This is a genomic window from Deltaproteobacteria bacterium, assembly GCA_020845895.1.
GTDB lineage: Bacteria > Lernaellota > Lernaellaia > JACKCT01 > JACKCT01 > JADLEX01.
The window spans coordinates 59,189-83,582 of the sequence record JADLEX010000110.1 but is presented as its reverse complement, the minus strand read 5'-3'; the positions used below and the strand labels follow the sequence as shown (position 1 = coordinate 83,582).

At 63.1% G+C, this 24,394-nt stretch carries 18 protein-coding genes and 1 pseudogene; 11 read left to right on the top strand and 8 right to left on the bottom strand.

What is annotated here, in order from left to right:
- Positions 1-341 precede the first annotated feature (341 nt).
- The 3 genes from IT350_15250 to IT350_15240 all read right to left on the bottom strand — a co-directional run bounded on the left by IT350_15250 (position 342) and on the right by IT350_15240 (position 3,676).
- Positions 342-1,280 carry a flippase-like domain-containing protein gene (locus tag IT350_15250; GenBank protein ID MCC6159405.1) on the bottom strand — a complete coding sequence of 313 codons (939 nt, stop codon included), beginning with the start codon at positions 1,278-1,280 and terminating at the stop codon, positions 342-344.
- A gap of 97 nt (positions 1,281-1,377) precedes the next feature.
- Positions 1,378-2,322: a radical SAM protein gene (locus IT350_15245; GenBank protein ID MCC6159404.1), complete on the bottom strand. Its 945-nt coding sequence runs from the start codon at positions 2,320-2,322 to the stop codon at positions 1,378-1,380.
- Between the two features lie 49 nt (positions 2,323-2,371).
- A complete protein-coding gene (locus IT350_15240) occupies positions 2,372-3,676 on the bottom strand; it encodes a DegT/DnrJ/EryC1/StrS family aminotransferase (protein ID MCC6159403.1) in 1,305 nt (434 codons plus the stop codon).
- Positions 3,677-3,826: 150 nt separating this feature from the next.
- Here IT350_15240 and IT350_15235 point away from each other — a divergent pair, with 150 nt between their 5' ends.
- The 7 genes from IT350_15235 (at position 3,827) to IT350_15205 (ending at position 12,461) form a co-directional block, all read left to right on the top strand.
- Positions 3,827-5,353 carry a hypothetical protein gene (locus IT350_15235; GenBank protein ID MCC6159402.1) on the top strand — a complete coding sequence of 509 codons (1,527 nt, stop codon included), beginning with the start codon at positions 3,827-3,829 and terminating at the stop codon, positions 5,351-5,353.
- Positions 5,354-5,502: 149 nt separating this feature from the next.
- Positions 5,503-6,249 carry a ribonuclease III gene (gene rnc / locus IT350_15230; protein MCC6159401.1) on the top strand — a complete coding sequence of 249 codons (747 nt, stop codon included), beginning with the start codon at positions 5,503-5,505 and terminating at the stop codon, positions 6,247-6,249.
- A 13-nt stretch (positions 6,250-6,262) separates the two neighbouring features.
- Positions 6,263-7,165: a GTPase Era gene (gene era, locus IT350_15225; GenBank protein ID MCC6159400.1), complete on the top strand. Its 903-nt coding sequence runs from the start codon at positions 6,263-6,265 to the stop codon at positions 7,163-7,165.
- A gap of 18 nt (positions 7,166-7,183) precedes the next feature.
- Positions 7,184-8,575 (top strand): ribosome biogenesis GTPase Der, encoded by a 1,392-nt coding sequence (gene der / locus IT350_15220; GenBank protein MCC6159399.1) that lies wholly within the window; start codon positions 7,184-7,186, stop codon positions 8,573-8,575.
- Positions 8,576-8,804: 229 nt separating this feature from the next.
- Positions 8,805-9,686, top strand: coding sequence for a YicC family protein (locus IT350_15215; protein ID MCC6159398.1), 882 nt, complete (start codon positions 8,805-8,807; stop codon positions 9,684-9,686).
- Between the two features lie 21 nt (positions 9,687-9,707).
- Positions 9,708-10,319 carry a guanylate kinase gene (gene gmk / locus IT350_15210; protein ID MCC6159397.1) on the top strand — a complete coding sequence of 204 codons (612 nt, stop codon included), beginning with the start codon at positions 9,708-9,710 and terminating at the stop codon, positions 10,317-10,319.
- On the top strand, positions 10,320-12,461 hold the full coding sequence (locus IT350_15205; protein ID MCC6159396.1) for a bifunctional (p)ppGpp synthetase/guanosine-3',5'-bis(diphosphate) 3'-pyrophosphohydrolase: 2,142 nt from the start codon (positions 10,320-10,322) through the stop codon (positions 12,459-12,461).
- A 71-nt stretch (positions 12,462-12,532) separates the two neighbouring features.
- On the opposite strand, the gene IT350_15200 is transcribed toward IT350_15205, so the two are convergent.
- The 4 genes from IT350_15200 to IT350_15185 all read right to left on the bottom strand — a co-directional run bounded on the left by IT350_15200 (position 12,533) and on the right by IT350_15185 (position 16,509).
- A complete protein-coding gene (locus tag IT350_15200; protein MCC6159395.1) occupies positions 12,533-12,730 on the bottom strand; it encodes a 50S ribosomal protein L28 in 198 nt (65 codons plus the stop codon).
- An 88-nt stretch (positions 12,731-12,818) separates the two neighbouring features.
- Positions 12,819-14,108, bottom strand: coding sequence for a thiol oxidoreductase (locus IT350_15195; GenBank protein ID MCC6159394.1), 1,290 nt, complete (start codon positions 14,106-14,108; stop codon positions 12,819-12,821).
- Between the two features lie 87 nt (positions 14,109-14,195).
- On the bottom strand, positions 14,196-15,290 hold the full coding sequence (locus IT350_15190) for a peptidase M75 (protein ID MCC6159393.1): 1,095 nt from the start codon (positions 15,288-15,290) through the stop codon (positions 14,196-14,198).
- Positions 15,291-15,315: 25 nt separating this feature from the next.
- Positions 15,316-16,509 carry a hypothetical protein gene (locus IT350_15185; protein ID MCC6159392.1) on the bottom strand — a complete coding sequence of 398 codons (1,194 nt, stop codon included), beginning with the start codon at positions 16,507-16,509 and terminating at the stop codon, positions 15,316-15,318.
- 378 nt (positions 16,510-16,887) lie between these two features.
- On the opposite strand from IT350_15185, the gene IT350_15180 reads away from it, so the two are divergent.
- The 4 genes and pseudogenes from IT350_15180 to lpdA all read left to right on the top strand — a co-directional run bounded on the left by IT350_15180 (position 16,888) and on the right by lpdA (position 23,125).
- Positions 16,888-17,352, top strand: coding sequence for a hypothetical protein (locus tag IT350_15180; protein MCC6159391.1), 465 nt, complete (start codon positions 16,888-16,890; stop codon positions 17,350-17,352).
- Positions 17,353-17,596: 244 nt separating this feature from the next.
- Positions 17,597-20,419, top strand: a complete 2,823-nt coding sequence (locus IT350_15175) for a 2-oxoglutarate dehydrogenase E1 component (GenBank protein ID MCC6159390.1) — start codon at positions 17,597-17,599, stop codon at positions 20,417-20,419.
- A gap of 42 nt (positions 20,420-20,461) precedes the next feature.
- Positions 20,462-21,724 (top strand): annotated as a pseudogene (odhB, locus tag IT350_15170) (2-oxoglutarate dehydrogenase complex dihydrolipoyllysine-residue succinyltransferase).
- Positions 21,725-21,736: 12 nt separating this feature from the next.
- Entirely contained in the window at positions 21,737-23,125 is a 1,389-nt protein-coding gene (gene lpdA / locus IT350_15165; GenBank protein MCC6159389.1) for a dihydrolipoyl dehydrogenase, read from the top strand.
- Between the two features lie 67 nt (positions 23,126-23,192).
- Here the strand turns inward: lpdA and IT350_15160 are convergent, their stop codons facing one another.
- Positions 23,193-24,260: a hypothetical protein gene (locus IT350_15160; protein MCC6159388.1), complete on the bottom strand. Its 1,068-nt coding sequence runs from the start codon at positions 24,258-24,260 to the stop codon at positions 23,193-23,195.
- Positions 24,261-24,394 lie beyond the last annotated feature (134 nt).

Genomic DNA, 24,394 nt, shown 5'->3' with positions numbered 1-24,394 from the left:
GCGGGCGGAACGGCGACGCAGGCGACGCCGGGCCGCGATCGAGCCGGTCATCGGGCATACGAAACACGATCACCGGATGATCCGCTGCCACCTCAAGGGGTCGGACGGCGACGCGATCAACGCGACGATCGCGGCCTGCGGGTTCAACCCTTCGGCAGGCTCAGGGCAGGTTCTGGCGAAACTGCTCCGGGCCATCAGGGTCCGCATATTTATCCTAGTGCCCGAGCGCCTGTTTTCGCTGATTCGCGATCTGAAAACTGCGATTCACGTCCCGCGAACGCGATCGTTCGCATCAGCCGTCGCGTAAACGGGATAATTCAGGGATGACTTCATACCCCCGGTCAGCGATCGAGTCGCCTTATCGGCGTCGTCATCGTCGAGATCAATTGAGCTGTGAACGGGAATCCCACAAGGCACGGAATCAGGACTCCGACGAGCATGAATGTGAGACCCACGGCCAATGCCTGCTCGTAAGTGGCCGTGCCCATCGGCAGAAGTAACGCCAAAAACGCGCCATCGCGAACTCCGGCGCCGCCGACCGAGATCGGAAGTCCGCCGAGAATCGACGCGATCGGCCAGAGCGCGAACAGCGTCGTGAACGGCACGTCGACAGCGGTCGCCCGACAGAGCATCGCGACGACCGCGATCTCGGAGAACTCGATCACGACGGACAGGATGCCGGTTCTCGCCATCGACACCACGGGAAAGCCGGACGCCCGAACGATGTACTCCGAACACTTTGCCCGAAATCCCTCCGCGGGCGTCTCCCGTGGGGCGAAGAGCTTCGCCACGCCGCGCAGGATCGCGCGGGCGGACACCACGGCGCACGCCGACAGCGCGAGCGCGACTCCGATCCCCATAATTGTGGATTCGCCGCGCTGTGCGACGAACCCCGACGCGGCCAGGACGATGAGCGCTCCCAGATTGGTGGCCGCGTCCAAGGCGATGGACGAGGTCGTGATGAAAGCCGGAACGCCGCGCCTCGACGCCAGATGCCAGATCTTCAACAACTCCCCAGCACGCAGCGGGACCACGCGGATGAGGATGTCGGTGGCTGACTCGAGATACACCAGCAGCGACAGCGGTTGGCGAGCGCCGAGGCCGGAGAGAATCTCCCCCCACTTCATCGCGGAGAGCCCGATGTGAGATGTGATGGACAACGCCAGGGCGACCCAACACCACGGGGAGCGAACAGCGGAGCGGATGGAACTGGCGAGCGCGACGGAATCGACGTTACGCAGCAGCACATACAGAAGCGCAAACGTGACCAAAATCGGCACGATGCGCGCGGCAACCCGAAGCGGGAGCGAAGAAAATCGACTCCTGCGGGCCGGGCCTTCTTCGTTCGTCGCCGAGTTCGCGATGTGCCGGGTGTCTTCAGTCAAACCACGCCCGCGGATCGAGGGAGAGCATATGGTCGATTTCCGGAAAACCCGTATAGCACCCGTTGCAGTGAAAGTCCGGCATGCGATTCATCGCGTGGACGTAGCCGAGTTCGCGACCGTCCTGCCACGAAAATCCCGCGCCCATCAGCGGATTGCACGAGGCGACCCGCCCCGACGGAAGGATGGAACAGAACAGACGCCCCGCCCAGCGACAATGCGTCATGGTCGGTTTCATTCGCCACATTTTCAGTGCGTGGCGTGTGTGGCCCACCGGTCGGCCACGGGACTTCGCGGCGAGAAGAAACTCCACGAGGCGATCGATTTCGCCGGCGTCGAGTTCGAGCGAGCGATTCTCCGGACTGTCGATGTTCGCGTGATAGATTTCCATCGGCGAAAACATCGCGGCGCTCCGGTATTGCTCCGCGAGATCGAGGACCATGTCGAGACGGTCCATGTTGAGCCGCGTGACAACGGTGTTGGTCGTGACGGGCACGCCCCCATTCACGCACGCCTCGATGCCCGCGATGGCCGCGTCGTACGAGCCGTCGCCGCGAAGGCGGTCGTGCGCGTCCCTCGGTCCATCGATGCTGATGACGATCAGATTGAGGCGACGGATCTCGTCGATTCGGCGCGGCAGAAGATGACCGGTCGTGATGATATTGCAGAACACGCCCCGGTCGCGGACGAAGTTGACGATCCGCGGGAGGTCCTTGCGGAACAGGGGGTCGCCGCCCGTGAGCGTCAACTTGCGCATGCCGGCCCGACACAGTTCGTCCATCATGGCAAGAATTTCTTCGGTGGGCATTTCGTCCGCCGCCATGCCCGGGACCTCGCAGTACGCGCACCGGAGCGCGCATCTCTCGGTCATGAGAAACTGAACGTAGAGCGGATAGCGACGATCCGCGAACCGCGCGGTCAGCACGCGGCCGAGGTCCACCGTTCGGCGTCCCAACTCGCGTGGCGAAAAAATCTCGCGCCAATACGCCTTAACGCGCATTGGTCGCCAACCTGACGGCTTCGCGAACGACCCGGCGGGCTTCGGCGTCGAGGTGCGCGTGAATCGGGATGAGGGCGTGATCGGAGTCCACCAGCCGCGTTTCCGGGTAGGCGCCGCTCCCGAACGACACAAAGGCGCCCACGTCGCTGCACACGGTAAGGGCGTTTTTCGAAACCTCGACGCCGTGTCGGGCAAATTCGGATTTCGCCCGAACCAGGTCGCCGACACGAATCGGAAATCTCCAGAAGACGTTTTGCGCATCGGGGTGCGTTCGCGGCGTTCGGGTCGGGATGCCGTCGATCTCAAGCAGACCCTCGGCCTGTCGACGCAGCTCCTCGTTGACGTCTTCGACGCGTTTCAGTTGGCGAAGCGCGATCCGGGCCTGAAAGTCGGTGTACCAAAAGAGCAGCTCGTTGCGCATTCGCATGAAGAGCGCCGTTTTTTCGAAACCGAGAATGCGACTGATATTGCCGGTGAGAAACCGCTCGTACGCGCCGGGGCTGAGGCGGCGAATGAAACTGAATAACCGAAATGTGAAGGTGGAGAACCAGGGTTCGCTCGTCATGACGCGATGGATCACGATCTTGAGCAGAATCCACAGGAACGGCGCCCGCCGGGGGGCGTGCAGCTCGGACGCCGCCGTTTCGCGAGCGCGTTCCACGAGGCTCCGGTTGCCCGACGCCAGCACGCCGCCGTAGAGCGAGCTGCATGTCTTGAACGAACTCAAGCTGTACACCACCGCGTCGCCCAACATCCCGATTCGTCTTTCGCCCAGCTTTGCGCCGAGGCACTGGGAGATGTCCTCGATCACCACGGCGCCCCCGGCGCGCGCAACTCCAATGACGTCTTCGATATTGTAGGGCACGATTCCGTAAAGGTACGTGACCAGAACCACGCGGACGGATGCATCCATGGCTTTCGCGAGCGCTTCGGTGCCGTATCCGAGCGATTCGGCGTCCATGTCGACGAACCGCGGGACGAGACCGGCGCAACGGATGATGCTGACGAAATCGGGAATCGCAATCGGAGTCATCAGAACGGTGGAACCCGGCGGAAGATCGAGCGCCCGCAGGGCGTAATAGAACGCAACGCGGGCGCTGGGAAACGTCGCCGCGCTCTCCGCGCCCAGGAAATCGCGAAACGCCGCTTCGAACGTCGCGACATCGTCGCCGCGCCGGAAATCCGTACTCATCACCGCGCGATACGCCTCGCGGAGGTCGCGCGCGTCATAATAGGTCCGAACGGCGGGAACACGGCGACGCCGGGGAGCCGTGGAGTCTCGATCTCGTGTCATGGCGACACGATAACCGGCATTCCAGTCGGAGAAAACGGGCGTGGAACACCGTGGTCACATCCCGACGCTCGAGGATGGGTCGTTCGTTGACACGCGTCACTCGGCTCCCGTACGCTTTTCCCGAATCGACGAAACAGGAGCGAAAAGCGGTTGAACGACGTGAATTCCCGCGAAAGCCGATCCGAGCGTCACCGATTGCTGCGTCGCCGCGCCCGGGCGATTCCCCTACGGTTCAAGCTCCTCATCTCGTTCGTCAGCCTGTTTCTGTTTCTGGTTTTCGCCGAACTCGGGCTGCGGTTCGCCGGATATCTCTACGTCTACAACCATATCTACGATGCCATCCCGCTCGGCGGTCCTTACGACGACGGTCGAGGCGAAGAACGCGCACCCCCGGGTACACCGGAGCGCCCGACGCGAACCATTCTGTGCGTGGGCGACTCGTTCACGGTCGGTTCAAAGGTCGAGAAGACGCAGACCTATCCCGTGCTGTTGCAGTCCCGGCTGGCCGCGTTGTGGCCGAACGTGGACGTGCGCGTTTACAACAAGGGCATTTGCGAGGCGACCACGGGCGTCGTGAAAAACCACCTCGCATCGTGGATCCGGGAATACCGCCCGGACGCGATCATCCTGCTCGTGGGGTCGGCCAACCGCTTCAACCCCATCGACTACGAGCTCTGGGCCGACGCGAACGCGTGGACGGTGATGAAGAGCTCGTTCTCGCACCTCCGCATTTTCAAGGTATTGCGGGCCATCCGGCTGAACGAGTCGAGGCACCGGGTGTTGCAGACGGTTTATCCCGGATACATGCGCCACGAAGCGTGTATCTATCATCAGGAACTCGATCGCGCGTTGGCCTCGGATGACGCCGTGCGCCGCTACTGGTCGGAATTTCGAGCCGGAAATCTCGGCGCGGCGATCGCCTCGGCCGAGTCCGCGTCTCGTGAAGGGTCCAGCGAGTCGGGCCGGATCGAAGCGCTGTACGCCCTGACGCGTGTTCGGATCGAGAACGGCGATTTGGAGGAAGCGGTCGAGCTGCTCGACGGACCGCTCGCGGCGCTGCCCGCGAGCGACGAAAATACGAACTGCCGCGCGTACTACTACGCCCTGATGTGCGGCGGATACTTCTCGACCCGGCACTACGATCCCGATCGGATGATCGACTACTGCCTCGCCGCGACCGACCTGGATCCGTTCAACTCGATGTACTTCTATGGCGTCGCCAAGGCATTCGACGTTCAGAGCCGATACGACGCCCGGGCGATTCACCAGCACTGGGTTCGCCTCGGCGAAACGTATCCCGATCTGCGGGAATTCGGCTGGTATCGCGACTATTTGCGCCTGTTCGCCGACAAAACCGCATGGGACGCCGGCGTGGGAGAGTGGATTCGGCGCGATCTCGACGAGATTGTCGCCGAATGCCGTGCAAGCGGCGTGCGGACTCTGCTTCCGAATTACCCCGTCGATTACGCGGTCGCAAATTCGGCGATCGCGGATCTCGCGGCGACGCAGTCGCTTCCGCTGGTGGATCTGCGTTCGCGATTCGCGGCCCTGGAACCGCGTTCGGATTTTCTGTTCGACGACGACCACACGACCGCTCGCGGCAACGAGGAGATGGTGAAATTGATCGTCGAGGCGCTCGCGAGGATCGATTGGACGAATATTCCGGGCACGCAATAGGATCGAATTTTTGGGTCGTGAGTTGAATTGCAGCCGCCGAAATTCGGCGACGGGACCCGAAGCGCGGCCCTCGCGTGGTTGACACCTTGCGGCAATTGGGGAATAGACGGCATCATGTAATGGGTTTTTGCGCGGCGACGGAGTGCCGTTTGGACGGCGAGCGAAAAACGCAGATCGATGAAGTGTGTCGACTTCTGGGCGTCCAGTTCCAGAACAAACGGCTATTGGACCACGCCCTGACGCACCGGTCTTTCGTTCACGAGACCGGCGGCGAGAACGTATCCGACTACGAGCGCCTGGAGTTTCTAGGCGACGCGGTGCTGGAATTGGCACTGTCTCATCTGTTGATGGAGCGATTCACGAGGCTCAATGCGGGCGATCTGTCCAAAATTCGCGCGGCTGCGGTCAACAAGAAGTCGCTGGCTCTGCTGGCGCGGGATCTGGGTCTCGGTCGCTACATCCGCTTGTCCCGCGGAGAGACGTTGACGGCGGGCCGGGAGAAAAACAGCATCCTCTCGGACGTCTTCGAGAGCGTCATCGGCGCGATGTACCTGGATCTGGGATTCGAGGCCGCGCTTCAGTTCGTCAAAGAGCAGTTTCGGGACCTTTTCAAGGGACGCACCGACAGGATCCTCACATTCGACTACAAGACCCGCCTTCAGGAATTGACGCAGGCCGAATACCGCACCGCGCCGACCTACAAGCTCGTTTCGGCAACTGGACCCGATCACGACAAGCAGTTCGAGGTCGAGTTGTCGATCGCGGGGCGCTCGGTGGCGAGCGGGCAGGGGCGTACGAAGAAAGACGCGGAACAGACCGCCGCGCAACAGGCATTCATCACGCTCTCCGGCGCGGACCCCGCGCTGGAGTCGTCGCTCGCCGGCGAAGAACACTGACCGCGAATTCGTCATGACGACAAGACCTCTGTTTCGATCCGGCTACGCAGCCGTGGCCGGGTTGCCGAATGTCGGCAAGTCCACCCTCGTCAATGCGGCGATCGGCGAGCGCATCGCGATCGTGACCGCGAAACCGCAGACCACGCGTCGCCGTCTGCTCGGCCTTCTGACGCGCGACGACGCGCAGGTGATCTTTACGGACACGCCGGGCCTGTGCGTCGACGCAAAAGCGCTGCACCGGTTTCTGAACCTGGAGATCGACCGGGCGTTCGCCGACGCTGATGTCGTGATCGCGGTCTTCGATCCGGTCGCGTCGGAGGCCGAACAGGAGTCGCGCGTGCTGGACAAGATCCGGCTCGGAGCGAAACCGACGCTGCTTGTGGTCAACAAGACCGACATGGTCAAGGACAAGGGTTCGCTGCTTCCCCGGATTGCGGATCTTTCGGCGGCGGCAAGGTTCGACGAGGTCTTTTGCGTGTCGGCGAAAACGGGCGACGGCGTCGCGGGGGTGGTCGAGGCGGCGATCGCTCGACTCCCCGAAGGCCCCGCATATTATCCCGAAGACGACCTCACCACGGCCGACATGCGCTTTCTTGCGGCCGAGATGATTCGCGAGCAGGTGTTCTTGCAGACCGGCAAGGAGATTCCGTACTCCACCGCCGTGGTGGTGAACACCTACCGCGAGCCCGACGGCGACCGGCCGATCTATATCGAGGCCGAGATCGTCGTGGAGCGCGAAGGGCAGAAGGGCATCATGATCGGGGCGAAGGGCACGAAGCTTCGCGCCATCGGCACGGCGGCGCGCAAAAGCCTCGAGGCGTTCGTCGGCCATCCAATCTATCTGGAGTTGTTCGTCAAGGTTCGCGAGAATTGGAGCCGCGATGAGCGGATGCTCCACAAACTCGGCTACGTTTGACATGCGAGGGAGAGCGTTTTGACATTGGTGGCGATCGTCGGACGGCCCAACACGGGAAAGAGCACGCTGTTCAACCGGCTCGCGGGGGCGCGCCGGGCGCTTGTCGACGACATTCCCGGCGTGACTCGCGACTTGCATTTTGCGACCGTCACGTGGCATGGGCGTACGTTTTCTCTCGTCGATACCGGCGGCATCTCGACCGAAACCGGCGACCAACTGATCGATCGGGTGGTCGAACAGGTCGATTTCGCCATCGCCGAGGCGTCGGCCATCGTCTTTCTGCTGGACGGCCGCGATGGGCTGACCTCGGAAGACGAGGAGATCGCCGATCGTCTGCGTCGCACGCGAAAGCCCGTTTTTTACGCGGTCAATAAAACCGAAAGCAGCCGAGTGCGGGATGAGGCGGCGGATTTCTACCGGCTGGGCGCGGAGCACCTCCACTTCGTTTCGGCCAAGGAAAACCTCGGCGTTCAGGATCTCTTCCACGCGGTGCTGGACGCCGTACCGGGGGAGTCCGACGAGCCGATGCCCGAGGAGGACGGGCAGGTTCGCGTCGCGATCGTCGGCAAGCCCAACGTCGGCAAGAGTTCGCTCATCAATCGCCTGATCGGCTCGTCGCGCCTGATCGTGGCGGATCTTCCCGGCACCACCCGCGACGCGATCGACGTTCCGGTCGAGATCGGCGATCGCCGATACGTCTTCGTTGATACGGCGGGCATCCGGCGCAAGGCCAAGGTCACGTATCGGCTCGAGAAATTCAGCGTCGTCAAGGCGCTCGAAGCCCTCGACCGATGCCACGTGGCCGTCATTCTCGGCGACGCGACGGAGTGGTTTTCCGACCAGATGCTTCGCATCACCGGCTATGCGATCGAGCGCGGCCGCGCCGTGATCTGGGCGTTCAACAAAATCGATCTGGTCGAGGACATCGATGTGTGGCGAAAGGAACTTCGCCGTCAGATCGACTTTCGCCTGGAACATCTGGCGTACGTGCCGATGATCGAGGTCTCCGCGCGGACGGGCCGCGGCGTGAAGAAGCTCTTTCCGCTGATCGACCGCGTCGATGCCGCGCACAACCGACGTATCGACACGGGACCCCTGAATCGCATCTTCGAGACCGCCATCGCCAGGCATTCGCCGCCCATCGTGAAAAACCGCCCTCTGAAGTTCTACTTCGCCACGCAGCCGCGCACGCGGCCCCCGTCGTTCGTGGCCTTCACCAATGCGCCGGAGGCGGTCCACTTCAGCTACGAGCGTTTTCTGGTTCGGCAGATCCGCGAGGCGGACGATTTCGCGGGGACACCGATCCGGCTCGAATTCCGGGCGCGCAAGCGGCGGGATTTCGTGGAAGGTGGTGAGAAACCGGAACGATCGACCGCGAAAAAGTCAAAGGGGTCGTCGGGCAAACGTTGATAGCCTGCCGACCGGAGTTCATACGCAGACTCCTACGCCCGCTGAGCCTCTCCGACGGCGTCCGTTTCACCGGCGGATCGACGCCTTTCGTGCTGAAGTCCCACGCTGGTTCGGTTGAGACGAGCGCCGATTCGCGCCCGCGACTTTCCATCGACGCAAAATCGACTATATTGTCGACGTTGCCGCGACGCGTTATCGACATCAGGGACATCATCGCCAAGGGGTGTGCGTGCCGTTTTTCAGCATGACCGGCTTCGGCCGCGGCGAGACCAAGGACGCCGGGGCTCGGGTCGTCTGTGAGATCAAGTCGGTGAACAACCGGCATCTCGACGTCAACGTTCGACTGCCGCGCGCGTTCTGGGCGGTGGAACCCCGTGTACGGGAGGCGGTCGCGAGGTCCATCTCGCGCGGCCGGGTCGATTTGTTTTTGTCCGTGGAGGAGACGCATCCGGGTGAGGACGCGGTCCACCTGGACGAAGACCTCGCGGCGACCTACTTCACGCGGTTGCGCGCCCTTCAGCAACGTCTGGGAATCGCAGACGAAATTCGGGTGACGGACCTCGTGCGGCTCGACGGCGTGATGAGGGTCTCGGATTCCGAGGCCGACGTCGAGCGAACTTGGCCGGTGGTCGAAAAGGCGCTGGCCGACGCCGTGGAACGGCTGATTGCGATGCGACGCGGCGAGGGAGAGGCGCTGCGCCGCGAACTCGCGAAGATCGAATCGGCGCTCTCGGCGATTGCCGAAGAGATGACCGCGGCGGTCGGTCCGGCTTGCGCGGATCTGGAACGCCGCCTGACCGAGAAGATCGAGGCTTTGACGCAGACGCCGGGAATCGACCCGGTTCGCCTTCATCAGGAGGTGGCGGTCCTGCTCGCGAAGGCCGATGTGGCCGAAGAGGTGACGCGTCTGCGCGGGCATCTGGAAGCATTTCGGGCCGTGCTGTCGGAATCGTCGCCGGTGGGGAAGCGGCTCGATTTCCTGGTTCAGGAAATTCACCGGGAAATCACGACCTTCGGGAACAAGCTTCAGGGCCGGGAGATTTCGGCGCTGGTCGTTCGTGCCAAGACCGAGGCCGAGAAGCTGCGGGAGCAGATTCAGAATATCGAGTGACGTCAGTCGGGGGAGACGCGGATGCGCAAGGGAGCGGGGCATTTGTTCGTGATCACCGCGCCTTCGGGGGCGGGAAAAACCAGCATCGGGCGCGAACTCGAGGCGCAGATCGAGGACATTCGGTATTCCGTCAGCCACACGACGCGTCCCATGCGTCCGGGCGAGGCGTCGGCCGAGGATTACCACTTCGTCGACGAAACGACATTTCGCGCCATGATCAACCGGGGTGATTTCGTCGAGTGGGCTCAGATTCACGGTCACTATTACGGGACGAGCATCGCCGAACTGGAACGCGCGAAGACCGAGCGGGTGGATCTGTTGCTCGACATCGAGGGCGAGGGCGCGCGCCAGATTAAGAGCAAGTTCCCCGAAGCGGTTCTGGTGTTCATCCTGGCGCCCAGCTACGAGGAGCTGAAGTCCCGCCTGCACGAGCGCGGGCAAGATTCGACCGAGGAGATCGACCGGCGCATGACGAACGCGCGCCGTGAGAGTTCGTACCTTCCCGAATACGACTACATTATCGTCAACGACGATTTCGACGTCGCGTTGCTGCGACTGATGTCGGTCGTTTTCGCCAAGCGGAGCGAACGGGAAGCCATGTGGTCCCATCTGCCCGACGAGTTTCGCGGATAAATGATCCGGCTGAACGACATTCTGGAAGAAGTCCAGAACAATATCGCCAGTCCGAACCTCGACCTCATCAAGCGCGCGTACGTGTTTTCGGCCAAGGCGCACGCCGGTCAGATTCGAATGAGCGGCGAGCCCTATCTTGCGCATCCGCTCGCGGTTTCGCACATCCTCGCGAAAATGCGGATGGACGAACTGACCGTGGCGACCGGGCTGATGCACGACACGGTCGAGGACAACAAGGACATCACGATCGACCAGCTCGCGCGGATTTTCGGTTCCGAATGCGGAGCGCTCGTCGACGGCGTGACCAAGATCGGCCAGATGACGTTCTCCAGCCGCGAACATCAGCAGGCGGAGAACTTCAAGAAGATACTGATCGCGACGAGCAAGGACATCCGCGTCATCCTCATCAAGCTCGCCGACCGCCTGCACAACATGCGCACGCTCGAGCACATGCCGGTCGAAAAGCGCCGGCGGATTTCGCAGGAAACGCTCGACATCTACGCGCCGCTCGCGCATCGGCTCGGAATCCAGTGGGTGCGCAACGAGCTCGAGGACCTCGCGTTCCGGTTCATCAATCCGAAGGCGTATTACGACATCGTCTATCAGCTTTCGAAAGACCGGAAGGAACGCGACAAGTTCGTGCGGGAGGTGATCGAGGTGCTGCGCGCCCTCGTCGCTGAGCACGGCATCGAAGCCGACGTGAAGGGCCGCCAGAAAAACGTCCACTCGATCTTCCGCAAGATGGTCGCGCAGGCGATCGAGTTCGATCAGGTGTACGACCTCATCGCGTTTCGCATCATCGTGGAGACCGTCGCCGAGTGTTACGAGACGCTGGGCTACATCCACGCGCGCTGGAAGCCCGTGCCGGGGCGGTTCAAGGACTACATCGCGCTGCCCAAGAACAACATGTACCAGAGCCTGCACACCACCGTGATCGGCCCGCAGGGGCAGCGGATGGAAGTGCAGATCCGCACGTCCGACATGAACCGCATCGCGGAAGAAGGCGTCGCGGCGCACTGGCAGTACAAGGAGGGCCTTCCCGCCCAGATGGACGACGCGCAGAAGTTCAACTGGCTGCGCAAACTCGTCGAATCGTATCAGGACGAAACGCCGCGCGAGTACCTGAACATGGTGAAGACGGATCTCTTCACGGAGGAGATCTACGTTTTCACCCCGCGCGGCGACGTCATGAGCCTACCCGCCGGGGCGACGCCCATCGACTTCGCGTACCGCATTCACACCCAGATCGGGCATACGTGCGTCGGCGCGCGCATCAACGGCAAGATCGTCCCGCTCGCCCATCGTCTCGTCAGCGGCGACCGCGTCGAAATCGTCACCCGCAAGGACCACGGCCCGAGCCGCGACTGGCTCAAGGTCGTCAAGACCAACACGGCGCGCGCGAAGATCCGCGACTGGCTGCGCAAGGAAGAAATGGAGCGTTCGGTCGAGCTCGGCAAGACGCTCGCCGAAAAGGAACTGCGCAAACACAAGATCAGCCTGTCGAGGGTCGAGAAGTCGGGCAAGCTCGTCGAGGCCGCCACGCGCCTCGGCTACAGCGACGTCAACAAAATGCTCGCGAATCTGGGCTTCGGCAAACTCTCGGCCGTAACCTTCGTGAAGCAGTTCGTGGAGGACTCGGAGGCTGCGGATCTGCAGGAAGGTACGATCGAGAAGATCCTGCGTCCGCTCCAGAAGAAGAAGGGCGGAATTAAGATTCAGGGGATCGACGACGTCTTGTTCAGCCTCGCCAAATGCTGTCATCCGCTGCCGGGCGAAGAGGTGAAAGGCTACGTCACGCGCGGCCGGGGCATCCGCATTCACTCCATCGATTGCCTGGAACTGGAAGGCGCCGATCCGGATCGACTTGTCGACGTCGAATGGGATTTGAGCAAGGACGTGGGGCCCTTCTCGGCGAATCTCGATGTCGATTCCATCGACGAGCCGATGATCCTGTCCAACGTGAGCAAGGTCATCGGCGGACACGGCGTCAACATCAGCGAGGTTCGATCGTCGCGAGGGTCGAACGGGCACGCGGTCATTCACTTCGAGGTCCTCGTCAAGAAACTCGAGGAACTCGATACGCTGACCCGCGAAATCATGAAGATTCGGGGCGTGACACAGGTGACCCGCGTTCGCGGCTGACGACGAACCGAATCCGAAAAAGAAAGCGGGCAACCCGAAGGCGCCCGCTGGTGGGGTCGATTTGAGACCGCTCAGGCGGCCGGCTTACGCACATTGCCCCGCGTGATGCACTGCGTGCAAAGAACCATGCGTTTGCGCGAGCCGTTTTCGGCGACCACGCGAACCCGCTGGAGATTCGGGTTCCAGACTTTCTTTGTCCGGTTGTGGGCGTGACTCACGTTCATTCCCACCTGCCGGCGCTTTCCACAAACTTCACATGTCCGGGCCATGACGATACTCCTCGGTTCTCAACGGCGGTCGGCGTTTAACACAGTCGAACGGCCAATGCAAGTCCGCGTTTTTCCCCCACGTTCTTCCTCATAGGCTTCCGAGGAACAGCAACACCGCCGCCCGTTCCTCCGCGTCGAGGTCCCGGAATCGCGCCTTGGCGTTTTCGGCCTCGCCGCCGTGCCACAAGATCGCCTCTTCGATGGTGCGCGCGCGACCGTCGTGCAGGAAACCGGTTTCCGGCAGCACGGTCTGCACAAGACCCAATCCCCAAAGCGGCGCGGTCCGCCATTCGCCGCCCGACGCGGCGAAATCCTCGCGGTTGTCCGCGAGGCCGGGTCCCAGGTCGTGCAGCATCAGGTCGGTGTAGGGGTGGATTGTCTGATTCGAGAGTTCCGCCAGCGCGTGTTCGCCCGTCTTCACCGTGGGTGCATGACACGACATGCAGCCGATCGACTCGGCGAGCCGCTCGCCGTGGATCACGGCCGGATCGTCCCAGGCCGCGCGCGCGGGAACCCCGAGCGTCTGCGTGTAGAACGCCGCGGCTTCCAGCACGGGCTCCTCGATGTCCGTGCTCCCGTCGGATTCCGGGAACAGGGCGTTCGTGACGCCGATGTCGTTGACGTAGGCGGCGGCGGCCTGCTGCAACAGGTGCGGCTGATTGGCCTTGAGACCGAATCGGCCAACCACGTGCTCGGCGAGCGCCGCATCCCAAACGTAATTGACGCGGCCGGAGATCCCATCACCGTTTTCGTCGTTTTCGTCCGAGAGAGCGATCAGGGTCTCTTCGTCGATCGCCTCCAGCAGACCGAGGCCAAAGACGGGCGGCGGGATACGCAACGAAGTCTGCGCACCCGGCGGGAGACCCGCACCGTCGGGCGTTTCGATCGTGAGCGTCGGTGCGCGCAGGGTGTAGGGAGTCCCGTCGGGATAGGCCGCGTCGTAGTACGTCCACGCGATCGTGACCGTCGCCTCGGGATCGTATCCGTAGATGGCGTGGTCCTGGATCTGAGTCCCCATGCCGGGCACGGGCACCGCGCCGCCGGGAACGTCCGGCGTGCCGGACCCCGGGGGCAAACTGACGCGGACAAGGGCCGGTGAACCAACGCCCCCGGTGCCGGTGACGGGCAGGCCGCGTCCGTTTCGCACGTGGCAGTTTACGCATGCGGTGTTGTTGAAGACCGGACCGAGGCCGGGATTCACGATTGCCGGCGACGTCACGAAAACGGCGTCGAAGGCGAGGTCACCTTCCATGTGCAAGTCGAGGTTGTCATCGGTCAGATTCGGCGCGGGTTTGAGATAGGCGTTCGAAGTGCGGTCGAAGACCGTGGTGTCGCCGCCCGCGAGCGGCTGCTCGCGTGGGCTCTCGTCGTCGGACAATTCGTCGGGCTCGCAGGACGCGGACTGTAGGCCCCAGCACGCGAGGGAAATGACCAGAAAGAAATGCACAAACTTCACGGCGACCTCCTATTCGAGCACGAGCGCGATCAGATCGTCTTCGAGCACGACGCGCAGTTCGTTGATGACGGCCTGGGCCGCGATAATCGTGTCTTCGGCCGCCGGGTCGAGAATCGCGTCGCGGAACGGATGGGAGATCTCGCCGAGCGCCGCGATCGATTGGTCGATCAGGTCGTTGATTTGGGCGGCCAGGTCCGCGTCGCGCGACTCGACCCAGGACCCGAGCCCGGTTCCGGCGGTCTCGGCGTCGGGGACGGAGCCGTTGAACGCGTTGCGCACGCTTCGCATGTTGTCGGAGAAGTCGGCGAGCGAGTTGAAGCTGAACTGGCTCTCGACGAGATTCGGGTCCTGATTGTCGAAGGGGTCCGCGATCTTGCCGTTGGCGACCTCGTCGCAGATGCCGATCATGCCTTCCACGATCTCCTGGGCCGCGGACCCCAGCGACGGATAAGCGCTGTTGGTCCCCGCGCCGCGGAAGATATCGCCGTAGGGTTCGCCGCCGTCGACGCCGTCGGTCCAAGATGACGCCAGCGTATCCGCGTTGGCCGCCAGCTCTCCGGTGAGGGCGACCAGATACTCGAATTCTCGCGCGGTGAAACCTTCGACCGCTTTCTCGCTGTCCTCGCCGAAGAGCAAATACTCGATGCTGTGGAAACCCTTGAGCGACGGGTCGAGGTTCGAGACGTATTCCATGGTGAGGTCGTCGGGACCCGAGAGTACGGCGTCGAGATCCGTCTTGTTCACCGGCCAGGTGTCGAGCGCGGGATCGATGCCGTAAGTGTCGACGGGCCCGAACAAAAATCCCTCGCTTTGTTCCCACGGCATGCGGGTGGCGACCCACGCGGCCTTCGCGGCGGCGTGCGTCGTCTCGGTGGGCGACGCGGTCAGCGCGGCTACGGCGTCGTTCAGGTCGCCTGCCGCGGCGGCGAGCCATGCGTAGGTCGGAATCACAACCTGATCGGTGAAGTCCTCGATCACGACCGCGTCGTCGAAGCCGGTGGACGCCGACTCGTCGTCATCGGTAGGGGGGCAACCTGTGACGATTGCCAATACCGCCATCGCGGCGATCAGCGTGGGAGCGAAACGGAATTGCGTGCACGACATGGAGTCCTCCTTTGACATGATGGGGTCAGAATTCGAATCCGGCGGAGAGATTCACGCCGGTTTCCGGTCGGAAGTCGTCGGAACCGAAGGTGCGACGTCGAAAGTCGCTCTTCACGACAACGGCGTCCTCATAGCGGTAGGACACGCCCGCGGAGATGACCTGCTTTTCGAATCGCGGGTTGTCGAACAGGTCGGTGCGCGTCGCATACATCGTGTCGTACTTCTCATAACGCACGAACGGCGAAAGCGCGTTCAACGCGCCGAACCGGGACCAATGCAGGACGTTGACGCCCACCTCGGCCCACGCAGCGAAGGCCTCCTCGGCGACGGGCGTGCGCAGAACGCCGAGCAGGTTGGACAGGCGGGCGTTGCGTTCAGAGATGTCGTCGGCGTTGTCGAGCCTCCCCCAGAGCAAAACGCCCTGCGCGAGCACGGGATCGAGATCGACACGCGCGTGCACGTCGAAAATCGTCACCGGCGCTTCGACGTAACCGCAGGGCGCGACTTCGTCCTCGGATTCATTCTCGCACTGGCGGACGAGATCGGGCTTCGGCCGGTTGCGCGACGTGCCGCCGCGATAGCCGGACACGCCGATCAGTACATCGGAAACGGGGCGCACATCGACGCGGCCGACGACGGCAAGGTCCGTGGCGCGGATCTCCTCGAATCGCCCTTGTTGTCCCGAGGCAACCCAGTATTGCGAACTGAAGCCGGTGGAATCGAGGCCGTTCACCACCTGCGCGCGCACGCGCAGCCAGCGGTGCCGGTATTCGCCCTCGAGCCCCATTTCGTCCCAAACGCCGGGGATGACGGTGGTTTCCGACTCGGGCCGTGTCGGCGACAAAAACCGCGTCGGCCGGTGCTCGTCGGAGAGCAGCCCCATCGCGACGTAGAAGCGCCCGCCCTTGATCGCGAATCGGTCGCCGAGCGTTTTGCGCAGGTACATCTCCTCGACGATGACCTCGCCGCCTTTTTCGACCTCCTGTTCGAACTCGCCGAATTCCTCGTACTCCAACTCCAGGGCTGCGCCCGTGCCGCCGTGTTCGAACTCGACCTCGGTTTCGAACGAGAGACCGGCTTCGGGAATCTCGCCCTCGACCTCGAGCACGAAACGCGTCAGGTCGAAGACGACGCGGGAGTCTTCTTGCGATCCTCCGTCGCGGTTCTGGTTGGGGCCGTAGTCGAGCCAGGCGAAACCCATCTCGCCGTAGCCCTCGATCTCGACGTTCCATGCGGATTCGTGCGCAAACGCTTCACCGGATGGAAACAGGAGGGTGAGGCAGAGCGTCGCAAGGATTCGCCGAATCGGAATCCGCGAATCGAAGGAGCGACGAAGGCGAGACCCGGAGGCGATGTTCGAACGCACGCTTGACCCCATGGCGACAGATTGTCGCGCAGGGGCTCCGCGTTCAAAGACGTCCGGCCTCGGATGGATTCGGCTTGCCGCTGAAAACCGGCGGCGCCGATACAGGACGAAATCAGTCCTCTTTATAGCCAAATGAAAGTTCGAGATCAAGAGCCCGGCGAAGTGGTAATTTTCTTGGCGGAAAAGGGCTAGCGTTGCGACGACGGTGTTCGGCGACCGGTGAGGGAACTGGTGGCTCATCTCGAATTCGAATCGCGCCTACGCGCATCGCGCGCGGACGTCTGGGCTTTGATAACGGTCATGCCCGGCGTCAACGCGGAACTCATGCCGCTCGTTAAAATGACGTACCCCTCCGAAGCGAAAACGCGGTCGATCGCCGATGCTCCGGCGGGCGAGTTTCTTTTCTGGAGCTGGATTTTGGCGTTCGGATTCATTCCTATCGATCGGCATCACCTGCGTCTCGTCGAGATTCGCCCAGGTGAAGGGTTCGTCGAGGAATCGGTGAGCTGGCTCCAGCGGCGCTGGCGCCACGAGCGGACGGTCAGGGGTCTCCCGAATGGCTGCGTCGTGACCGATCGCCTGACCTTCGAGCCCCGAATCGGGTGGGCCGCGCCGCTCGTCGCGCGAATCGTCGGCGTCGTGTTTCGGCATCGTCATCGACGCCTGAACCGGCGATATGGCGAAATCGCGATCTGATCGATTCCCCGATTTTCGAATTCGTTCACCGCGGTCAAAAACGACGCAGAATCCGATGGACGCGAACGCGTCTTCATGTTAGGTAATGGCCCGCCGAGGGTGGGTCGTCGAACGATGCAACGTCCCGAAATAAAACGACTTTTCCCTCGCTGGGCGGCGGAAGCGCCGGCCTCGTGATATGGATTCGACGTGGCGCGACCCGGGCCTTGGCCAACGGGATGCGCCCGTGAAGGAGTCGATTCGAATGCCCACGAACGGAAACGGCGGCGCGATGCGCGTGGACAATCTCGCGTACGCCGAGCAGATGTATCAGCGGTGGCTGGACGACGCGTCGTCCGTGCCGGCGGAGTGGCGCGATTATTTCGGCGCTGACATCCGCGAAGCTCATGAGCGCGTACCGGTCGGTCCGCGCTTTCAGGCGCGAAGTATTTTCAATCCCGCCACGGCGGTGGCCGAGCGCGAGTTTCATCAGTGCGGCGGCGTTCATTGCGATCGCCACATGGGTGTGTTGCGTCTCATCGATGCCTATCGCCGCAACGGTCACCATGGCGCCAATCTCGATCCGCTTGGCCTCAATCTGATCCCCCCGATCCCCGAGCCGAAGCTCGCCGATTTCGGCCTTTCCGACGCGGACCTCGACACCCGCTACCTGGCGGGTGACTTCATCCCGGGCGCGGTGTTGACGCTGCGCGATCTTCGCGAGCGACTTCGCGCCTGCTACGCGCATACGGTCGGGGTCGAGTTCGCGCACATGAACGACCGGACGCAGATCGAGTGGATCCGCAATCTGATGGAGTCAGGGCGGTTTCTCGACCGCGTGACGTCCGACGTCGAACGGGTCGCGGTCGATTACGTCATTCGCGGGGAGGCGTTCGAGCAGTTTTTGCACCGCAAGTTCGTCGGCACCAAGCGGTTTTCGCTCGAAGGCGCCGAAGCGCTGATTCCCGCCCTGCATCTGATGGTCGAGGCGGCGGCCGAAAAGGACGTCGAGACGCTGATTTTCGGCATGGCGCATCGCGGCCGCATCAACGTGCTGGCGAACATCCTGCACAAGAAATTCGAAATGATCTTCAACGAGTTCGAGGACATCGTCGACCCGCGCCTTTCGTTCGGGTCCGGCGATGTGAAGTATCACCTCGGATACAACGATATCCACCGCACGGCGAGTGGCCGCGAGGTGTGGCTCTCCCTGACGCCGAACCCCAGCCATCTGGAAGCCGTGAACCCGGTCGTCGAGGGGCGATGTCGCGCCCGTCAGGACCGCCTGGGCGTCACGAAGCGGCACAAGGTGCTGCCGGTTCTGATTCACGGCGACGCGGCGTTTGCGGGGCAGGGACTCGTGCCGGAAACGCTGAACCTGGGCATGCTGTCGGGCTACGGCACGGGCGGCACGGTGCATATCGTCATCAACAACCAGCTCGGGTTCACCACGCCGCCCAAGTTTGCGCGCTCGACGATCTACTGCACCGATGTGGCGAAGATGCTCGGCGTGCCGATTTTCCACGTCAACGGCGACGATGTTCGCTCGTTCGTCGGGGTGGTGTTGGCGGCGCTGGAGTTTCGTCAGACCTTCGGCATCGACGCGGTCGTGGACATGTACTGCTTCCGCCGCTACGGCCACAACGAAACCGACGAACCCAGTTTCACGCAGCCCCGCATGTACAAGAAGATCGCCGAGCATCCCGGCGTGCGGACCCTCTATTCGCGCGACATCGTTTCGCGCGGTGTCGCGACGGAGGCCGATCTCGAGAGTATTCGGCAGGATTATCTCGAACGACTCGAAACGGCGTACCGTAAGACGAGTGAATCCACGCCTCGGCCTGTCGAGGTGTCTTCGCTCAAAGGGCCGTGGTCGGGCATCCGGGTCGGCACCATGGACGACTTCGCCGAGCCGTTCCGGGAAACCGCCATCGCGCGCGAGACCGTGGAGCAGATCGCGCGCCGCGTGACGTATTTGCCCGAGGCGTTTCAACCGCACCGCAAGCTGCGCAAATTGCTCGACGACCGGCTGAAAATGGGCCTCGGCGAGTTGCCGATCGACTGGGGCATGGGCGAAATGCTGGCCTACGGCAGCCTCGTCCGCGACCGCATTCCCGTGCGTCTTTCGGGTCAGGACTGCCGTCGCGGAACATTCAGCCACCGTCACGTCGTGTTCGTCGACATGGAGACGGAAGACGAGTACACGCCGCTCGCCAATATCCGCGACGATCAGGCGGCGTTCAACGCGCACGACAGTTTGCTTTCCGAGGCGGCGGTGCTGGGCTTCGAATACGGTTACGCGTTCGAGTCTCCGTACGCGCTGGTCATCTGGGAGGCGCAGTTCGGCGACTTCGTGAACGGCGCACAGGTGATCGTCGATCAGTTCATCACGTCGGCCGAGATGAAGTGGAAGCGCCACTGCGGGCTGGTGATGCTGCTGCCGCACGGTTACGAAGGGCAGGGACCGGAGCACTCATCGGCGCGGCCCGAACGATTTCTCGCGCTCGCCGCCGAGTGCAACATTCAGGTTTGCAACGTCACCACGCCGGCGCAGTTCTTCCATATGATGCGCCGCCAGATGCTGCGCGAGTTCCGCAAGCCGCTCGTCGTGATGACGCCCAAGAGTCTGCTGCGTCACCGCGCGGCGGTTTCCGCGGTCGGGGATTTCACTGATGGCTGGTTCCACGACGTGATTCCGGACCCGGCCGCTCCCGCGTCCGCCAAGGTGGACCGGGTGCTGCTGTGCTCGGGAAAGATCTACTACGATCTCGCCGAAGTGCGCGACGCGAAAAAGCTCCCAAACGTGGCCATCCACCGAATCGAACAGCTCTACCCGTTCCCCAAGACGCGCGTGTTGGAATTGCTGGAGATGTACCCCAACGCGAAGGTCTCGTGGGTGCAGGAAGAGCCGGCGAATCAGGGCGGCTGGTACTATATGTTCGAGCAGTTTGACGTTGCGTACGAAGGGCGGTATAGCCTCCATCGCGTATCCCGAAAGGCCTCGGCCAGCCCCGCGACCGGCAGCGTGCGCAAGCATCTCGACCAGCAGCGGGCGATCATCGCCGAAGCCCTGGGCATCGAGGCCTGACGTGTTCCAACCCCGCGAATTCCCACAAAAAGGTTTGATGTCATGAAGATCGAGATTGTCGTCCCGGCGATGGGCGAATCGGTGAGCGAGGGGGAGATTTCCGACTGGTTGAAGAAGGAAGGCGACCGCGTCGCGGCCGACGAACCCATCGTGGTTATCGAGACCGATAAGATCACCGTCGATCTTCCGTCGCCCGCGGCGGGCGTGCTCGCGAAGATCCTGAAACCGTCCGGCTCGGTCGTCACGATCGGCGAAGTGCTCGGCGTCATCGAGTCCGAGGGCGCTGGCGCGATCGCGTCGCCCGCGGTCGCCGCCGGTCCCATCGAGCCGGAGTCGCCGCGTGACGACGCCGCGGCTGCAGGTGATGCCGCCACGCTTTCGCCCGCCGTTCGACGCATTGTCGAGGAATCGGGAGTCGATCCCGCGAAGATCCCGGGCACCGGCAAGGGCGGGCGGATTTTAAAGTCCGACGTGATCGATCACCTCGAAGCCGCAGCCGCGAAGAAAGAGTCGACGGGACCGGTCGCCCGCGCGGCCGAGGCTGTCGCGAAGGAAAGGCCCGCGCCGCAGCCGCCGCGAGCCACGATGCCCCCGGCGACCGATCGGCCCGAAGAGCGCGTGCGCATGACGAAGATCCGGCGGCGCACGGCCGAGCGTCTGCTCGCGGCGCAGTCGACCACCGCGTCGCTCACGACGTTCAACGACGTGGACCTGTCCGCGGTGATGGCGCTGCGCGACCGCTACAAGGACGACTTCAAGAAGAAGTACGGCATCAACCTCGGCTTCATGTCGTTTTTCATCAAGGCGTCGATCGAGGCGCTCAAGGCGTTCCCGGCGGTCAACGCGATGATCGACGGCGACGACATCGTCTATCACAACTACTACGACGTCGGCGTGGCGGTGAGCACCGATCGCGGGCTCGTCGTACCGGTCATGCGCGGGGCCGAGCGCCTGAGCTTCGCGCAGACGGAGCAGGCGGTCGCCGATCTCGCGTCGCGGGCGCGCGAAGGCCGCCTCACGATGGAAGAGTTGTCGGGCGGAACCTTATCGATAACCAACGGCGGCGTCTTCGGGTAGCTCGTCTCGACCCCGATCCTGAACCCGCCGCAATCAGGCATCCTCGGCATGCACCGTATCGAGAAACGGCCGCTCGTCGACAAAAACGATCAGATCGTCATCCGCCCGATGATGTATCTGGCGCTGACCTACGATCACCGGATCATCGACGGGCGCGAGGCGGTCAGTTTCCTCGTGCGCATCAAGCAGTGCCTCGAGGACCCGTCGCGCGTTCTGCTCGAAATCTGATCGGAGACCATCATGTCGGTTTATGACGTGCTCGTGATCGGGTCGGGGCCCGGCGGCTACGTTGCGGCCCTGCGTGGCGCGCAGCTCGGCCTGTCGGTCGCCATCGCGGAGAAGGACCCGAGTTTCGGCGGCACATGCCTCAACGTCGGTTGCATCCCCAGCAAGGCGCTGCTCGAATCGAGTGAACTCGTCTTCAAAGCGAAGAAGGAATTCGCGCAGCACGGCATCGCGGTTTCGCCCACGGTCGATTTGGCGAAGATGCAGGCGCGTAAAGACAGCATCGTCTCGCAGCTCACCAAGGGAGTGGCGGGGCTTTTGAAGAAGGCCAAGGTCGAGATCTTCGCGGGCTCGGCGCGTTTCGTCGCTCCCGGCAAGGTCGACGTGAACGGTCAAGTGGTTGAAGCGAAAAACATCATCATCGCGACGGGTTCCGTTCCATCGTCGCTGCCGGGCATCGCGTTCGACGGCGAGCGCATCGTCGATTCCACCGGCGCGCTCGCGTTCACCGATGTGCCCGAGACGCTCGTCGTCATCGGAGCCGGCGCGATCGGCCTGGAACTCGGCTCGGTGTGGTCGCGGCTCGGGTCGAAGGTGACGGTGCTCGAATATTTGCCGCGCATCCTGCCCGGCATCGACGGCGAGGCGGCGGCGCTGGCCTTGCGCATCTTCGCGCGGCAGGGAATGACGATCGAAACGGGCGTTCGCGTGCGCGCGGCGCGCGTCGAGGGCGGCAGCGTGATCGTCACGGCCGACGGGGCGAAGGATGGCGACGCTCCGCGCGAGTGGACCTGCGACAAACTGCTCGTCGCGACGGGACGAAGGCCCTACACGGACGGGCTCGATCTCGTTGCGGCGGGGCTCACCACCGACGAGCGCGGGCGCATTCCGATCGACGGGCATCTGCGGACAAACGTCCCCGGCATCTGGGCGATCGGCGACGTGGTCGCCGGACCGATGCTTGCGCACAAGGCATCCGAAGAGGGCGTGGCCGTCGTGGAGCGCATCGCCGGGCGCGCGGGCCACGTCAATTACAATGCCATTCCCGGTATCGTTTACACCGAGCCCGAGATCGCGGGCGTGGGCAAGTCGGAAGAGGATCTGCGCGCGGAGGGAATCGAGTTCAAGAAGGGGTCATTTCCCTTCGCGCCGAACGGCCGCGCCAAGGCGCTGGGCGCGAAGGAAGGCTTCGTCAAAATCCTCACCGACGCGCGCACCGACCGCATTCTCGGCGCGCACGTGATCGGGCCGCGCGCGGGGGACCTCATCGCCGAGCTCGTGATCGCGATGGAGTTCGGCGCGTCGGCCGAAGACATCGGCCGGTCGATTCACGCGCACCCCACGCTGGCCGAGGTCATCAAGGAAGCGGCGCTCGCCGCGGGCGAAGGAGCGCTGCACGTCTGATCGGGCGAACGCCGAAAACGCGAAGGGCGGGCGCGAACCCGCCCCTTTTCCGTCATGGGAAATCGTTTCAGTGAACGTCGGCGCCCGTGGCGTCGGCGGTTTTCGCGGCGACATCCACGCGCCCACCATCGCTCTTTTGCGCGCGGACGTGATCGCGCAGCACATCGCGGATCGAGCCGACGACCTCGCGACTGCCGACGTAGAGGGCACTTCGTTGATGGCGCTTTTTCGGCTGAAGCTCGAGGACATCTTCTCCCGCTTCATTCACCGCCATGCCGCCCGCCTCGTTGGCGATGAACGCCACGACCGAGCACTCGTACATGTGACGCAGTTTGCCCTCGGGCCGATTCTTCTGCGCGTTCGGGTGGTTGACGATGGCGGGGTACATGAACATGCCGCCGTTGTGGAGGAGGCGGTGAAAATCGATCGCCAGCGCGCCGGTGTAGCGGAAGTTGTACTTCGGCTGATGGTCGGCGATCCAGTTCTGAACCGGCGTCGAGAACGTCGGCGTGTTTCCCGCGTTGAACGACAGCTCCCAGGTCTTCGGCGATTCGGGAAAGTGGATGCGCGTCGGCCGGATGTAGACACCGTTCGAATCGAGCAGGAACTGCCACGTGCCCGCGTCCTTGAGCGAGAGCGTGAAAATGCCCGAGGGAATCAGGAACATGCCCGCCGCGATGAACTCTCGCCCGCGACGCAGCCGGTAGTCCTCTTCGCCGCCGAGCATGCGCTTGCCGATGCCGAACAAAAACCCCACCGGCAGGCTGTGCTTGATGTTCGACGAACCGTCGAGCGGATCGAAGTAGAGGAAATAGCGGCCGTCTTCGTTGAGCAGGATCTCCTCGGTGACCTCTTCGCTCGTCGCCTCGATGACCTGCTTCGATTCGGCCAGATAGTGCATGACGGTCTGGTGCGCGAGCAGGTCGAGGCGCATCTGGCTTTCGCCCTGCACGTTGGTCGACCCTGCTTCGCCCAGATTCCCCTGCAGGGCGGCCAGGTTGTAGTAGTGCTGGATGTACTTGGCCGCCGTGACGATCGACTCCATCAAGATCAGGAAGTTCAGACTGCGGCGGTTTTTGAGCTGGTGCTCCAGCAGGAAGTGCATCATCGTCTCTTCGAGCTTGACGGGGTTCATACGGACCTCCACGACCGGAAACAGACCAGAATTGTGAGGATAATTGCAGATCGGCCGGTCGGCAATCGCTTTCGTCGGTTTTTGTCGGATTGCAACCAAAAAGCGCGATCAAGGTCCGTTTTCCGGGGCACATA

Excerpts from the sequence above, each read along its gene's own strand:
- gmk (MCC6159397.1), top strand. The coding sequence starts at position 9,708 with ATGCGCAAGGGAGCGGGGCATTTGTTCGTGATCACCGCGCCTTCGGGG.
- IT350_15200 (MCC6159395.1), bottom strand. The coding sequence starts at position 12,730 with ATGGCCCGGACATGTGAAGTTTGTGGAAAGCGCCGGCAGGTGGGAATG.
- IT350_15205 (MCC6159396.1), top strand. The coding sequence starts at position 10,320 with ATGATCCGGCTGAACGACATTCTGGAAGAAGTCCAGAACAATATCGCC.
- IT350_15240 (MCC6159403.1), bottom strand. The coding sequence starts at position 3,676 with ATGACACGAGATCGAGACTCCACGGCTCCCCGGCGTCGCCGTGTTCCC.
- era (MCC6159400.1), top strand. The coding sequence starts at position 6,263 with ATGACGACAAGACCTCTGTTTCGATCCGGCTACGCAGCCGTGGCCGGG.
- IT350_15190 (MCC6159393.1), bottom strand. The coding sequence starts at position 15,290 with ATGTCGTGCACGCAATTCCGTTTCGCTCCCACGCTGATCGCCGCGATG.
- IT350_15160 (MCC6159388.1), bottom strand. The coding sequence starts at position 24,260 with ATGAACCCCGTCAAGCTCGAAGAGACGATGATGCACTTCCTGCTGGAG.
- lpdA (MCC6159389.1), top strand. The coding sequence starts at position 21,737 with ATGTCGGTTTATGACGTGCTCGTGATCGGGTCGGGGCCCGGCGGCTAC.
- IT350_15175 (MCC6159390.1), top strand. The coding sequence starts at position 17,597 with ATGCCCACGAACGGAAACGGCGGCGCGATGCGCGTGGACAATCTCGCG.